This is a genomic window from Streptomyces sp. NPDC045956 (genome assembly GCF_056430705.1).
The window spans coordinates 119,674-132,473 of sequence record NZ_JBWKKZ010000003.1; the positions used below are offsets into that span (position 1 = coordinate 119,674).

Consider the following 12,800-nt stretch of genomic DNA (forward strand, 5'->3'; position numbering starts at 1 on the left):
ACCGCATGACACGACCCGCCCCCGCCGGTGACTGCGCCTTCTGCCGCATCGCGGCCGGCACCGCTCCCGCCCGGCTCGTCGCCGACACCGGAGCCGCCCTGACCTTCCTGCCCTTGCGGCCGGTGCACCCGGGGCACCTCCTGGTGGCGCCCCGGCGGCACGTGCGCGACATCTGGGAGACGGACGGGGAGACGGCGGCGGTGGTGGGGGCCGCGGTGCTCCGCGCGGCACACGCGGTACGGGCCGTCCACCGTCCCGACGGGCTGAACGTCATCCAGTCCTCCGGCGCCGCGGCCACCCAGACGGTGCCCCACCTGCACGTCCACCTGGTGCCCCGGTTCGACGGTGACCGCATGCCGCACCTGTGGCCCGAGGAGGCGGAGACGGACCCGGCCGTGTTGGACGACTCCCTGCACAGGCTCCGCGCGGCGCTGCCGGACCACGCGTCCTGAGGCAGGCCTGACGCGCCCCGCCTCAGCCGACGAAGAGCAGGGCGAACGCCTGTGCCGCGACCAGCCCTCCGTAGAACAGGGAGAGCGTGGGCGAGACGGCCGCCTTCACCGTCCCCGCGGGCTCCCGGCCCGGTGCGAGGTCCATCGCGAAGGGCTCCACGGCCGTCTCCGGGCGCCGCACCCGGTCGTACAACCGGCGGAACAGCCGCTCCTGGTAGAGGAAGTAGCCGTCGAGGAGCCAGAAGGCCACGACGGGCACGAAGCTGACCACGGCGACGGACGCCTCGCCGTTGCCGACCGCGAAGGCGAGCAGCGCGCCGGTGATCGTCAGCGACCAGCCCTTGATCAGGAACGAGTTGTTGCCCATCCGGGCCACCGTGGTCTGGATCAGTTCCAGGTGTTTGATCCGGCCCTCGTCCAGCACCGGGCTGTTCCCCGTCGTCATCGATTCCCCCCGAGTGTCGATCGCGTGTCCGGGAGCTTACCCAGCGGGGGTCAGCGGGCGGGGCGGGCCCGTCGGCCGAGGAGGATGCCTCCGGGGTCGGGTGGGGGCGGGGTGCCGCGGCGCAGGGGCCAGGCGAGGAGCATGCCGGTGACGAAACCCGCCACGTGGGCCGCGTAGGCCACGGTGCCCGCCGCGGAGACGGCCCCGCCGGACGAGTAGACCGCCTGGAGCACGAACCAGAACCCCAGCACGATCCAGGCCGGCAGCCGCAGCGGCAGAAAGATCAGGAAGGGGACGAGGACCCAGACGCGGGCCTTCGGGTACAGCACCAGGTACGCCCCGAGCACCCCGGCGATCGCCCCGGACGCGCCGATCAGCGGAGCGCCCGAGTCCGCGTCGAGGAGGGCGAAGCCGTACGTCGCCGCGTAGCCGCAGACGCCGTAGAAGAGCAGGTAGCGCAGGTGGCCCAGGCGGTCCTCGACGTTGTTGCCGAAGATCCACAGGAAGAGCATGTTGCCCAGCAGGTGCAGCCAGCCGCCGTGCAGGAACATCGCCGTCAGGACGCTCAGCTCGGGGGACTTCTCGTAGCCCGGGGGGCCCACCACGCAACCCGGCCCCTGCGGACCGACGCCCGTCTCGCCCGTCGGCACCAGACCCGGCAGCCGGTGGTGGAGCAGTTCCTGGGGCACCGCCGCGTACTGGTCGAGGAAGGCCTCCAGCCGGCACAGCTGCGCGAGACCGCCCTCGCCCGTCAGCGAGGCGGCCGTGCCGGGGGTGTACAGGAAGACCAGCACGTTGGCGAGGATCAGGGCGTACGTCACCCACGGGGTGTGCCGCACGGGGTTCACGTCATGTACCGGGATGACCACGAGAGCCATGTGCCCGCCTCGCGGACGGTGAACCGGCGGGTCCCCTGAACGCCGCGGCCGGGGTGCGCGTATCTCCCTGCAACCGCCCGCGGTCCGGGGAAGGCGGGGCGCGGGGACGACGTGAGGAACAGGCGATGAGTGAACGGGTCACACCGGCACCGGTGATGCACGCCCTGCCCGACGGCGAGGCCGAGGTCGCCCTCGTGCTGCGGCTGCCCTGGGAGGACGTCGCCCGGCTCGGTCAGGAGGCCGGGCGGCTGGCCGCGCGGATGCAGCGGCCGGTGACGCTGGACGAGGCGGTGAGCCACCGGCTGCGCTCCGCGCGGGGCGCGGCGCACGCCAGACCGGCCGGCGAGCAGCCGCCCGTGGCCGGCGGCCCGGCGCCGCTGCCCGCACAGGCGCCGGCGACCGCCCCGGCGTCGGTCTCGTCCCTGCCGTCACGACCCCCCGCCGAGCAGGCCCGGCAGGCCATCGACCGGATCAACGGCACGGCGTAGCGGACCTCTTCAGGTCTGCTGCCCCACCGCCCTGGTCGCCTTGCGGGCGGCCACCAGCACGGGGTCCCAGACCGGGGAGAAGGGCGGCGCGTAACCGAGGTCCAGGGCCGTCATCTGCTCCACCGTCATCCCGGCCGTGAGGGCCACCGCGGCGACGTCGACGCGTTTCCCCGCGCCCTCGCGGCCGACGATCTGGACGCCGAGCAGCCGGCCGGTGCGCCGCTCGGCGAGCATCTTCACCGTCATGGACGAGGCCCCCGGGTAGTAGCCGGCGCGGCTCGTGGACTCGATGGTGGCCGTGACGAACCGCAGCCCCGCCCGCAGCGCGTCCTTCTCGCGCAGCCCGGTCCGCGCGATCTCCAGGTCGCAGACCTTGCTGACGGCCGTGCCGACCACGCCCGGGAAGGTGGCGTAACCGCCGCCCACGTTGGTGCCGATGACCTGCCCGTGCTTGTTGGCGTGCGTGCCGAGCGGGATGTGCCGATCCTGCCCGGAGACCAGGTCGAGCACCTCCACGCAGTCGCCGCCGGCCCAGATGTTCTCGTGCCCGCGCACCCGCATGGCCCGATCGGTCAGCAGCCCTCCGTGCGCCCCGAGCGGAAGACCGGCCGCCCCGGCGAGCGCGGTCTCGGGGCGCACGCCGATGCCCAGCACCACCACGTCCGCCGGGAACTCGGCGTCCTCGGTGGCCACCGCGCGGACCCGGCCGTCGTCGCCGGTGAGCACCTCGGTGACCTCGGTGCCGTTCACCATGGTGATGCCGAGGCCCTCCATGGCCTCGTGCACCATGCGGCCCATGTCCGGGTCGAGGGTGGACATCGGCTCCCGGCCGCGGTTGACGACCGTCACCTCGTACCCGCGTTTGATGAGCGCCTCGGCCATCTCCACGCCGATGTACCCGGCGCCGACGACCACCGCGCGCCGGCCGCGCGTGTGGTCCAGCGTGTCGAGCAGCGCCTGCCCGTCGTCCAGGGTCTGCACCCCGTGCACGCCGGGCGCGTCGACGCCCGGCAGACCGGGGCGGATCGGGCGGGCGCCGGTCGCGATCACGAGCTTGTCGTACGGCGTCCAGGCCTCCGCCCCGGAGTCGAGGTCCCGCGCGCGCACCCGCCCGCCGGCGACGTCGATCTCCGTGACCTCGGTGCGCGTCCGCAGGTCGATGTCCCGGGCGCGGTGCTCCTCGGGAGTCCGGGCGATCAGCTGGTCCCGGTCGGTGACGTCGCCGCCGACCCAGTACGGGATGCCGCAGGCCGAGTACGAACTGAAGTGGCCCCGCTCGAAGGCGACGATCTCCAGTTCGCCGGGGTCCTTCAGCCGGCGTGCCTGTGACGCCGCGGACATGCCCGCGGCGTCACCGCCGATCACCACCAGTCGCTCCCCGGCCCGCCCGTTACCGCTCGCAGCGTTCATGCTCATGAGGAACACGCTACGGGGGCGGGGCATGTCAGTCCTGGCCGCCGGTCCCCTCCCGGCGGCCGGGGCCGCCCTCCGGCGCGGGACGGGCCGCCGGCAGCGGCGCCGGGGCCGCGGGAACCCCGGCGGCGGGCACCGCGGGCTCCGGCGCCGCGCGGCGCGGCAGCCGGGGCCGCAGCACCCGCAGCCACAGCAGCACCAGCACCGCCGCCACCACGGCGAACGGCAGCACCGCGCCGAGCGCCACCGCGAGCCAGCGCAGCATCGTCACGAAGGCGTCCCAGCCGCCGGCCAGCGCGTCGGTGAAGCCGGGGTCCTCGTCCTCGTCCGCCCGCTCGACCGGCGTCTCGGACAGGGAGAGGGTCAGAGTGGCGAGGGCGGTGCGGTCCGCCAGGGCCGCCTGCCGGGCGAGCAGCGCCTCCAGCTCCGCCTGACGGGTGCTCAGCTCACCCTCCAGCGTCACCACGTCGGCGAGCTTCGTCGCCCGGTCCATCAGCTCACGGACGCGGGCCACGCTGGCGCGCTGCGACTTCACGCGGCTGTCCACGTCCACGACCTGGTCGGTGACGTCCTCCGCCTTCGCGCGGCGTTCGAGGAGCTTGCCTGCGCCTTCCAGCTCCTCGAGCACCTCCTCGTAGCGCTCCACGGGCACCCGCAGGACGACCCGGGTCCGCTCGTGGCCCTCCTCGTCCCGGGTGGTGGTCTCGTCCCCGACGTACCCGCCGGCGTCCTCGGTGGCGGTGCGGGCCGCGGCCAGGGCCTTCGGCGCGTCCTCGACCTGGACGGTCAGGGAGGCGGTGCGGATGACGTGGGCGGGCGCGAGCCGCGGCGGCGCGGTCTTGGCACCGTCGGCCTCGCCGCCCGCCGCGCCCGCCCGGTCCTCGGCACCGCCCTTGGCGTACGAGCCCTCCTGGGGCGCGGCCGCCTTGGCGTCACCGCCCGCGTCGGAGTCGGCGCCCGAGCCGGTGCAGCCGGTGAGGACGAGGGCCGCGGCCAGCAGCAGGCCGGCCAGGGCGCGGGCGGGCGGCGCGGAACGCCGTACTGCTCGTCGTGCGTGCATGTGGGTACCCCCCGGGGTGTGTGACGACTGACGCTCCTTCGACGCGCGGAGGGCCCCCGGCGACGGCGCGGAACGGTCCCGAACAGGTCACGGTCCGGACTCGCGGGGCCCGAACGGGCTACCGGCCTGGCGGCGGCGCCGTCGGTGCGGTCTGAGACGCTGGGTGCATGTACGAGAGCGAGACCGGCGCGGACGCGACCTCCGCGGACCCGGGGCATGTCGTCGTCGTCGGAGCCGGCATCGCCGGACTGGCCGCCGCCCACCGCCTGCTGGCCCGGGGTGCGCGGGTGACCGTGCTGGAGGCGTCGGACCGCGTCGGCGGCAAGCTGCTGCCCGGCGAGATCGCCGGTGTACGCGTCGACCTCGGCGCCGAGTCGCTGCTGGCCCGCCGCCCGGAGGCCGTGGGCCTGGCCCGCGAGGCGGGCCTCGCCGACCGCCTCCAGCCCCCCTCGACCGCGTCGGCCTCGCTGTGGACCGGCGGCACCCTGCGGCCCATGCCCAAGGGCCACGTCATGGGCGTCCCCGGCACCGCGGCCGCGCTGTCCGAGATCCTCTCCGCGGAGGGCCTCGCCCGCATCGAGCGCGACACCGAACTGCCCCGTACCGAGGTCGGCGACGATGTCGCGGTGGGGGAGTACGTGGCGGCGCGCCTCGGCCGCGAGGTCGTCGACCGCCTCGTCGAACCGCTGCTGGGCGGCGTCTACGCCGGCGACGCGTACCGCATCTCGCTGCGCTCGGCCGTGCCCCAGCTCTTCGAGGCCGCCCGCACCCACACCTCCCTCACCGAAGCGGTCCGCGCCATCCAGGGCAGGACGGCCGCCTCGCCCGCGACCGGCCCGGTGTTCATGGGCATCGAGGGCGGCATCGGCACCCTCCCGCTCGCGGTCGCCGAGTCGGTGCGCGCCCGGGGCGGCGAGATCGTCACGGGCGCCCCCGTGACGGAGCTGCGCCGCACCGCCCCGGACGGTTGGCGGATCGTCGCCGGCGACCGGGTGCTGCACGCCGGCGCGGTCGTCGTCGCCGTCCCGGCCGGCCCCGCCGCCGAGCTGCTGCGCGCCGAGGCCCCCGCCGCCGCGGCCGAGCTGGCCGCCGTCGAGTACGCCTCCATGGCCCTGATCACCCTCGCCTACCGCCGCTCCGACGCCGCCGCCCTCCCCGACGGCAGCGGCTTCCTCGTGCCGCCGGTCGAGGGACGGACCGTCAAGGCGTCGACCTTCGCCTCCCGCAAGTGGGGCTGGATCGCCGACGAGGACCCGGACCTGGTCGTCCTGCGCACCTCCGTCGGCCGCTACGGGGAGACGGAGATCCTCGGCCGCGACGACGCCGGCCTGGTCGCCGTCTCCCGGCACGACCTGGCGGCGGCCACGGGTCTGACGGCCGAGCCTGTCGCCACCCGCGTCACCCGCTGGCAGGACGGCCTGCCCCAGTACCCCGTCGGCCACCACGCCCGCGTGGCTCGTGTCCGCGCGCACGTGGGCGCGGTCCCGGGACTCGCCGTGTGCGGCGCGGCCTACGACGGCGTCGGGATCCCGGCGAGCATCGCGAGCGCCTACGCGGCCGTGGACCGGCTCGGGGGCGACCCGCGGGGTGTGGAGCGGCTCACCGCCCACCCGGTGCAGAGCCTGCACGGCGGAGCGGGAGAATAGGGCCATGAGTGACGACGCCTCCACCCCCGCCGCCGAGCGCATCCCGAACAAGGGCAAGCTGGCCAAGGACCTCAACGAGGTCATCCGCTACACCCTCTGGTCCGTCTTCCGGCTGAAGGACACGCTGCCGGAGGACCGGGCGGGCTGGGCCGACGAGGTCCAGGAGCTGTTCGACCAGCTCGCCGCCAAGGACGTCACCGTCCGCGGCACCTACGACGTGTCCGGTCTGCGCGCCGACGCCGACCTCATGATCTGGTGGCACGCGGAGACCGCCGACGAGTTGCAGGAGGCGTACAACCTCTTCCGCCGCACGAAGCTCGGCCGCGCCCTGGAGCCCGTCTGGTCGAACATGGCGCTGCACCGCCCCGCCGAGTTCAACCGCTCGCACATCCCGGCGTTCCTGGCCGACGAGACGCCCCGCGACTACATCAGCGTCTACCCGTTCGTGCGCTCCTACGACTGGTACCTGCTGCCCGACGAGGACCGCCGCCGCATGCTCGCCGACCACGGCAAGATGGCCCGGGGCTACCCGGACGTGCGCGCCAACACGGTCGCCTCCTTCTCGCTGGGCGACTACGAGTGGATCCTCGCCTTCGAGGCCGACGAGCTGTACCGCATCGTCGACCTCATGCGTCACCTGCGCGCCTCCGAGGCCCGTATGCACGTCCGCGAGGAGGTCCCCTTCTACACCGGGCGCCGCAAGGACATCGCGGAGCTGGTGGCCCAGCTCGCCTGATCAGGACGCCGTCGCCGCGGCCCCGGCCGGCCGCGGCGCCGGACGCGGGGCGCACGACGCGTCCCGCGCCGGGAGGCGGCCCTCCAGCAGGTACGCCTCCAGGTGCCCGTTGACGCACGCGTTCGCCCCGCCGGCGATGCCGTGCGTACCGGCGTCCCGCTCGGTCACCAGCACCGAGCCCGACAGCCGCCGGCGCAGCTCCAGCGCGCCGTCGTACGGCGTGGCCGCGTCCCGCTCGGCGGCCAGGACCAGCGTCGGCGGCAGCTCACCCGGACCGGTGCGCACGTCCAGGGGCCGCTGCCGGGGAGCCCGCCAGTAGGCGCACGGCAGATTGGTCCACACGTTGTCCCACGTCTCGAACGGCGCCCGGCGCGCCAGCCGCGTGTTGTCCCGGTCCCAGACCTCGAAGTCGGTGGGCCAGGGCGCGTCGTTGCACTCGACGGCCGTGTACACGGCGTTGGAGTTCTCCGCCCCGACGGCCCCCTCCGCGGTGCGGCTACCCGCCTGGTCGACCAGCGGCCCCGGGTCCCCCCGCAGATAGGCCGACAGCGCCTCGGCACGGCGCGGCCAGTAGTCGTCGTAATACCCGGCCCGCAGGAACGCCCCCTGCAACTGCGCGGGCCCCACCGTCCCGCCCGCCGGCTCCGCGGCGAGCCGCTCGTTCGCCTCCTCGTAGCTGTTCTGCACCTCCCGCACCGAGTCCCCGAGCCCGTACACGGCGTCGTGCTCGGCCATCCACTCCTTGAAGTCCGTCCAGCGGTCCTCGAACGCCTCGGACTGCTCCAGGTTGTTGCGGTACCAGACCTGCTCCGGGTCGGGGTTCACCACCGAGTCGAACACCATCCGCCGCACGCGCGAGGGGAACAGCTCCGCGTACAGCGCCCCCAGGTAGGTGCCGTAGGACGCGCCCACGAACGTGAGCCGCCGCTCACCCAGCGCGGCCCTTACGACCTCCAGGTCGCGGGCGTTGTTGAGGGAGTGGTAGTGGCGCAGCGCCCGCCCGGCCCGGTCCGCGCAGGCGCGCGCGTACGCCTCGGCCTCGGCGGCGCGCTCCCGCTTGTAGGCGTCCGACGGCCGCGTCGGGGCCGGCCGGGGCCCCTTGAAGAAGTCGCCGGGGTCCTGGCAGGACAGCGGCGCGGAGGGCGCGACCCCGCGCGGGGCGTACCCGACCAGGTCGTACGCCGCCGCGATCCGCTTCCACTCGGGCACCGTCCCGACCAGCGGGAAGTACAGGCCCGAACCGCCGGGACCGCCCGGGTTGTACAGCAGCGCGCCCTGGCCGGGCACCTTGCGCCTGCCGTCGTCCGGGTCCTCGTGAGTGGCCCGCACGCGGCTGACGGTGAGCCGGAGCTGCTCCCCGTCGGGGTCGGCGTAGTCCAGGGGCACGGTGACCGTGCCGCAGCGCACGATGGGCGGCAGGCCCTCGGCCTCGGGGCACCCGCCGAAGTCGATGCCGGCCGCCGCCGCGCGCTCGGCGGCCACGGCGGTGCCGCGCGTCTCGGCGGCACCGGGCGCGGCCGGACCCGCCTGCGCCGGACCGGCGGTCAGGGCGGTCAGCAGCAAGGACCCGGCGGCCGAGTAGAGGGCGGCAGCTCGCATCGCGTATCCCTTCCATGCACACGGGGTGACACAAGGGATGGTTGGTTCGAGGGCGGGGCGGGGCAAGCACCGACGACGGGTGTCGCCCGCGCGTGCGCCCGTGCGCCCCCGGCGCGTCAGCCCCGCGGGTCGCCGTGCCCCTCGGGGTGCCCGCCGACGTGGCGCTCGCGGTGGGCGAAGGCCGCGCGCAGGTCCGGTTCGCCGATCGCGTGGACCCCGCGCACGGCGACCGAGGTGAGGTACGTGCGGTCGTCGGCGGTGCCGTCGGCCTGCCGCACCAGGCTGCCGATCAGCCGCTGCCCGGCCGGTGAGGCCCACCGGGAGTACGGGTGGACCTCCATCCGCGTGATGGCAAGGCACCCGAGGGTCAGGGCGAGGGGCAGCGCGAACCACAGGGCGATCAGCAGGCGCGGCTGGTCGGCGGGGAGCGGCAGCGCCAGCGCGGCGGCGCCCAGCGCGCACACGGCGAGGGCGGCGACGCGCACCCGCCGCACCCCGGCCGCGATGCCGCGCCCGTCGTCCGGCACGGCGAGGCCCGCGCCGACCAGCCGGTCGGCCAGGACCCGCACCGCGTCCGCGGTGGCGGCGGTGGACCGCACCGGCGCTATCCGGGACTGCCCGCCGGGGCCTATCGCCCCTATCACCGACCGCTCCATGTCGTCGCGCCCGCACGGGTCGACGACGGTCGCCCAGCCGGTGTGCGCGAGCAGCAGGCGGCGCTGGCGCGCCATGGAGACCAGGGTCAGGTCGGCGACCCGCCCGGGGCCGCCGGAGAGGAACGCCGCCTCGTACAGCGTCAGCGCGTGCTCGCGGTCGGCGGTGTGCGGACCGACGGCCGCCGCGCGCACCGCGGCCAGGCACAGCCGCAGGCACGCCAGACCGGCGATCGACCAGGCCAGCAGGAGGAGAAGCACCCAGAACATGCCGTACTTCTATGCCACAGGCTTTCGCCGGCGCCATGGCCTGTTCACATTTCGGGACGCAGTGTTGTGGGTATGTGACGTTCCGTTTGAGATGTCGGGCGCCCTGTGAGCGACCTGTCAGCGACGCAGCAGAACCCGCCTGGTCGCACGGGCCAGCCGGGCCCCGGGCCGTCCCGCGCGCGGCACCGGCCCCGACCGCTCCAGCCACCACCGGCGCAACGCCTGGCGCGCCCGTTCGTCCTCCGGCCGGCCGTCCCGCAGCAGGTGCTCGGCGAAGTCGAGGGCGTCCCGACGGTAGCCGCCGGTCATCGGCCGGCGCTGGGCGTGGGCGAGGAAGGCCGGACGGTACTCCGCGCCGAGGATCACCGGCAGTTCGGGCGCGACCTTCGCGACCACGTCCGCCCGCTTGGCGGCGAGCGCCCGCGCCTGGACCCCCAGCCGCACCCGGTCGAACCCCTCGGGCACCGGGGTGCCGGCGACCAGGGCGGACAGCAGCGCGGTCTGCGCGAGGGCGAGCCGCTGCCGTACGGCGTCGGTGGCACCGCGCTCGGTGGCCGCGGGGCGCGGCGGGGCGGGCCGCTCCGCGCCGGGCCGCCCGTCGGCCGCCCGGCCCTTGCCCACCGCGACCCGGATCGCCTCGACCTCGCCCTCCAGCTCCGCCGCGTCGGGGAAGTTCTCGTCACGTTCCAGCAGGACGCCGGGCGGTGCGACGCGCGAGGCGAGGTCGGTGAGGATGTCGAGCACCGGCTGCGGCACGGCATGGGCGTGGCTGTCGTGCCAGACGCCGTCCCGTTCGAAGCCGCCCGCGACATGGACGTAGGCGAGGGCTTCGAGGGGGAGTTCGGCGAGGGCCCGGGCGGGGTCCTCGCCGCGGTTGACGTGGTTGGTGTGCAGGTTCGCCACGTCGATCAGCAGCCGCACCCCCGTCCGGTCGGCCAGCTCGTACAGGAACTGTCCCTCCGTCATCTCCTCACCCGGCCAGGAGAAGAGCGCGGCGATGTTCTCCACGGCGAGTGGCACGGGCAGCGCGTCCTGGGCGACGCGCACGTTCTCGCACAGCACGTCCAGGGCGTCGCGGGTACGCGGCACGGGGAGCAGGTGCCCGGCCTCCAGCCGCTCGGACGCGGTCATCGGCCCCCCGGCCCGGACGAACGCGATGTGCTCGGTGACCAGCGGCGACCCCAGCGCCTCGGCCCGCTCGGCCAGCGCCGCCAGGCGTCCGGCGTCCGGCCGCCCGGCGTCGCCCAGGCCGAGCGAGACCCCGTGCGGCACCACGGTCACGCCCCGCTCACGCAGGCGCAGCAGCGAGTCGGGCAGATGCCCGGGGCAGAGGTTCTCCGCGACGGCCTCGACCCAGTCGATGCCGGGCATCCGCTCGACGACGTCCGCGATCTCCGGACGCCATCCGACTCCCGTTCCCAGTCGCGTCATGCGATCCATGGTTCCGTCCCCCTCCTGCGAACATGTCGGGGGTATCGCCCACCCCGCCGGGCCCGAACCCCCGCCGGGGCGTCTTCAGAGCAACATCTGAGGTTCGCGGCGGAGGCGCCGGTCAGCGCAGGTCGAGCCGCATCAGCACCCGGGGGTGCCCGGCCAGCACCGAGGTGGTGTCGGCGGCGTGGACGAACCCGGCCCGCTCGAAGTTGCCCCGGATGCCCGCGTACGCCATGGTCAGGTCGACCCGGGCGCCCCCGTTGTCCAGGGGGTACGCCTCGACGGCCGGGGCGCCCCGGGAGCGGGCGAAGCCGGCCGCCCCGGCGATGAGGGCGTGCGAGATCCCCCGCCCCCGGTGACCGGGGCGTACCCGCACGCACCACAGCGACCAGACCGGCAGGTCGTCGATGTGGGGGATCGTGCGGCTGCGTGCGTAGGAGGTGTCCGCGCGCGGCGCCACGGCGGCCCAGCCGACGGGCTCGTCACCGTCGTACGCGAGGACGCCCGGGGGCGGCCCGGCACGGCACAGCTCCTCGACGTACGCGCCGCGGGCCGGGCCGCGCAGCGCGTTGTTCACCTTGGAGGGGACGCGGTGGCTCAGGCACCAGCAGACGTTGGCCGCGGGCGACTTGGGGCCGAGCAGGGTCCGGACGTCCTCGAAGACCGAGGCCGGGCGGACATCTATGGTCATGGGACCCACGATGCCATGGCGCACGGGGCGACGGCCGGGAACCCCCCGCCCCGCTGCCCGCTCACCGCAGCGCCGGATGGTCCGCCACGACGGTGCACGATCCCGGCGCGATCTCCGTGTACCCGGCGTCCCACACCACCGGCAGACCGCTCCTGGTGAGGGCGGTCCAGCGTGCCGGCGCCGGGGTGCGCACCGCCAGGGGGTAGCCGGCGTCCCGCCAGGCGGCCCGGGCCGCGTCGTCCAGCTCCCACCAGGCGAGCTGGGCGCCGTGCCCGGCCTGCGCCATCGCCTTGCCGGCCGACATGTCCAGGCCGGGATTCATCCACAGGACCGGCACGGCGGGGTCGGCGTCGCCCGGCGGCTGCGGGTCGTCGAGGTCGGTGCCGGAGACCTGGAGGCGGGCCAGGTCCTTCGGCCAGCCGTCCAGCGGGACCGGCGGGAAGACCCGCACCTCCGCCGTCCTGCCGGAGACCGTGATGCCGGGCAGTGCCTCGGCCCGCCGCCACTCGGCGCCCCGCGCCCGTCGCACGACCTTGCGGATGCGGGCGTCCTGCCAGTCCCGCATGGCCTCCGCCCACACGCCGTCGCCGCTCGACCGCTCGTCGCCGAGCATCACCAGCACCGCCCGGGCCGCCGTCTCCAGCGCGTCGGTACGGGGCGGCGGTGCGGCGCGCTCGATGCGGACGACCAGCGGCAGGACGAACTGCGGTGCGAGGTCGCGGTCGCCGGGCTCGGGGCGGAAGGGGGAGTCGGGGAGGGGCGTCGTCGGCTCGTTGCTCACGCCCACCAGTCTGCCAAGTGCCCGGGGCGCGGGCGGACGGCCCCGACGATCAGCCCGAGCAGGCCGTCCGCTGGGCCTCCTGCCACTCGCAGCGCGGGCACATGGTGATCCCCTTGTACGACTCGGCGTACTCGGTCGGCTCCCGGCACAGCACGCACTCCGCGTACGGCGGGCCGTCGGCCCTGGGCGGTCGGGAGCCGTCGATCAGGCAGTAGTCGTTCGGGTCGGAGTCGTCGTCACCGCTCATACCTCCA

The 12,800-nt window shown here is 75.3% G+C and carries 14 protein-coding genes; 4 read left to right on the forward strand and 10 right to left on the reverse strand.

The annotated features are described in order from the left end of the window. Positions 1–5 precede the first annotated feature (5 nt). A complete protein-coding gene (locus tag AC07FV_RS09515; RefSeq protein WP_479085913.1) occupies positions 6–452 on the forward strand; it encodes an HIT family protein in 447 nt (148 codons plus the stop codon). 22 nt (positions 453–474) lie between these two features. On the opposite strand, the gene AC07FV_RS09520 is transcribed toward AC07FV_RS09515, so the two are convergent. Both AC07FV_RS09520 and AC07FV_RS09525 read right to left on the reverse strand, forming a co-directional pair. Then, positions 475–897, reverse strand: coding sequence for a hypothetical protein (locus AC07FV_RS09520; RefSeq protein WP_479085915.1), 423 nt, complete (start codon positions 895–897; stop codon positions 475–477). A 50-nt stretch (positions 898–947) separates the two neighbouring features. Continuing rightward, positions 948–1,766, reverse strand: coding sequence for a rhomboid family intramembrane serine protease (locus AC07FV_RS09525; protein ID WP_479086634.1), 819 nt, complete (start codon positions 1,764–1,766; stop codon positions 948–950). 134 nt (positions 1,767–1,900) lie between these two features. On the opposite strand from AC07FV_RS09525, the gene AC07FV_RS09530 reads away from it, so the two are divergent. Next, a complete protein-coding gene (locus tag AC07FV_RS09530; RefSeq protein WP_479085917.1) occupies positions 1,901–2,263 on the forward strand; it encodes a hypothetical protein in 363 nt (120 codons plus the stop codon). Positions 2,264–2,272: 9 nt separating this feature from the next. Here AC07FV_RS09530 and AC07FV_RS09535 read toward each other — a convergent pair whose 3' ends face one another. Together AC07FV_RS09535 and AC07FV_RS09540 are read right to left on the reverse strand one after the other, a co-directional pair. Next, on the reverse strand, positions 2,273–3,679 hold the full coding sequence (locus AC07FV_RS09535) for an FAD-dependent oxidoreductase (RefSeq protein ID WP_479085919.1): 1,407 nt from the start codon (positions 3,677–3,679) through the stop codon (positions 2,273–2,275). 28 nt (positions 3,680–3,707) lie between these two features. Then, on the reverse strand, positions 3,708–4,736 hold the full coding sequence (locus AC07FV_RS09540; RefSeq protein WP_479085920.1) for a DUF4349 domain-containing protein: 1,029 nt from the start codon (positions 4,734–4,736) through the stop codon (positions 3,708–3,710). 167 nt (positions 4,737–4,903) lie between these two features. Here AC07FV_RS09540 and hemG point away from each other — a divergent pair, with 167 nt between their 5' ends. Then, entirely contained in the window at positions 4,904–6,382 is a 1,479-nt protein-coding gene (gene hemG / locus AC07FV_RS09545) for a protoporphyrinogen oxidase (RefSeq protein WP_479085922.1), read from the forward strand. 4 nt (positions 6,383–6,386) lie between these two features. Continuing rightward, a complete protein-coding gene (gene hemQ, locus AC07FV_RS09550) occupies positions 6,387–7,118 on the forward strand; it encodes a hydrogen peroxide-dependent heme synthase (protein WP_479085923.1) in 732 nt (243 codons plus the stop codon). On the opposite strand, the gene AC07FV_RS09555 is transcribed toward hemQ, so the two are convergent. The 6 genes from AC07FV_RS09555 to AC07FV_RS09580 form a co-directional block, all read right to left on the reverse strand. Continuing rightward, on the reverse strand, positions 7,119–8,717 hold the full coding sequence (locus AC07FV_RS09555; protein WP_479085924.1) for an alpha/beta hydrolase: 1,599 nt from the start codon (positions 8,715–8,717) through the stop codon (positions 7,119–7,121). It abuts the gene before it with no gap. Positions 8,718–8,833: 116 nt separating this feature from the next. Then, a complete protein-coding gene (locus AC07FV_RS09560) occupies positions 8,834–9,640 on the reverse strand; it encodes a TIGR04222 domain-containing membrane protein (RefSeq protein ID WP_479085926.1) in 807 nt (268 codons plus the stop codon). Between the two features lie 117 nt (positions 9,641–9,757). Then, a complete protein-coding gene (locus AC07FV_RS09565; RefSeq protein ID WP_479085928.1) occupies positions 9,758–11,071 on the reverse strand; it encodes a multinuclear nonheme iron-dependent oxidase in 1,314 nt (437 codons plus the stop codon). Between the two features lie 121 nt (positions 11,072–11,192). Next, entirely contained in the window at positions 11,193–11,765 is a 573-nt protein-coding gene (locus AC07FV_RS09570; protein ID WP_479085929.1) for a GNAT family N-acetyltransferase, read from the reverse strand. A 61-nt stretch (positions 11,766–11,826) separates the two neighbouring features. Further along, positions 11,827–12,546, reverse strand: a complete 720-nt coding sequence (locus AC07FV_RS09575) for a peptidyl-tRNA hydrolase (protein WP_479085930.1) — start codon at positions 12,544–12,546, stop codon at positions 11,827–11,829. A gap of 49 nt (positions 12,547–12,595) precedes the next feature. Continuing rightward, a complete protein-coding gene (locus AC07FV_RS09580; protein WP_479085932.1) occupies positions 12,596–12,793 on the reverse strand; it encodes a hypothetical protein in 198 nt (65 codons plus the stop codon). Between the last annotated feature and the right edge of the window lie 7 nt (positions 12,794–12,800).

Excerpts from the sequence above, each read along its gene's own strand:
- AC07FV_RS09515 (WP_479085913.1), top strand. The coding sequence starts at position 6 with ATGACACGACCCGCCCCCGCCGGTGACTGCGCCTTCTGCCGCATCGCG.
- AC07FV_RS09520 (WP_479085915.1), bottom strand. The coding sequence starts at position 897 with ATGACGACGGGGAACAGCCCGGTGCTGGACGAGGGCCGGATCAAACAC.
- AC07FV_RS09530 (WP_479085917.1), top strand. The coding sequence starts at position 1,901 with ATGAGTGAACGGGTCACACCGGCACCGGTGATGCACGCCCTGCCCGAC.
- AC07FV_RS09535 (WP_479085919.1), bottom strand. The coding sequence starts at position 3,679 with ATGAGCATGAACGCTGCGAGCGGTAACGGGCGGGCCGGGGAGCGACTG.
- AC07FV_RS09540 (WP_479085920.1), bottom strand. The coding sequence starts at position 4,736 with ATGCACGCACGACGAGCAGTACGGCGTTCCGCGCCGCCCGCCCGCGCC.
- hemG (WP_479085922.1), top strand. The coding sequence starts at position 4,904 with ATGTACGAGAGCGAGACCGGCGCGGACGCGACCTCCGCGGACCCGGGG.
- hemQ (WP_479085923.1), top strand. The coding sequence starts at position 6,387 with ATGAGTGACGACGCCTCCACCCCCGCCGCCGAGCGCATCCCGAACAAG.
- AC07FV_RS09555 (WP_479085924.1), bottom strand. The coding sequence starts at position 8,717 with ATGCGAGCTGCCGCCCTCTACTCGGCCGCCGGGTCCTTGCTGCTGACC.
- AC07FV_RS09560 (WP_479085926.1), bottom strand. The coding sequence starts at position 9,640 with ATGTTCTGGGTGCTTCTCCTCCTGCTGGCCTGGTCGATCGCCGGTCTG.
- AC07FV_RS09565 (WP_479085928.1), bottom strand. The coding sequence starts at position 11,071 with ATGACGCGACTGGGAACGGGAGTCGGATGGCGTCCGGAGATCGCGGAC.
- AC07FV_RS09570 (WP_479085929.1), bottom strand. The coding sequence starts at position 11,765 with ATGACCATAGATGTCCGCCCGGCCTCGGTCTTCGAGGACGTCCGGACC.
- AC07FV_RS09580 (WP_479085932.1), bottom strand. The coding sequence starts at position 12,793 with ATGAGCGGTGACGACGACTCCGACCCGAACGACTACTGCCTGATCGAC.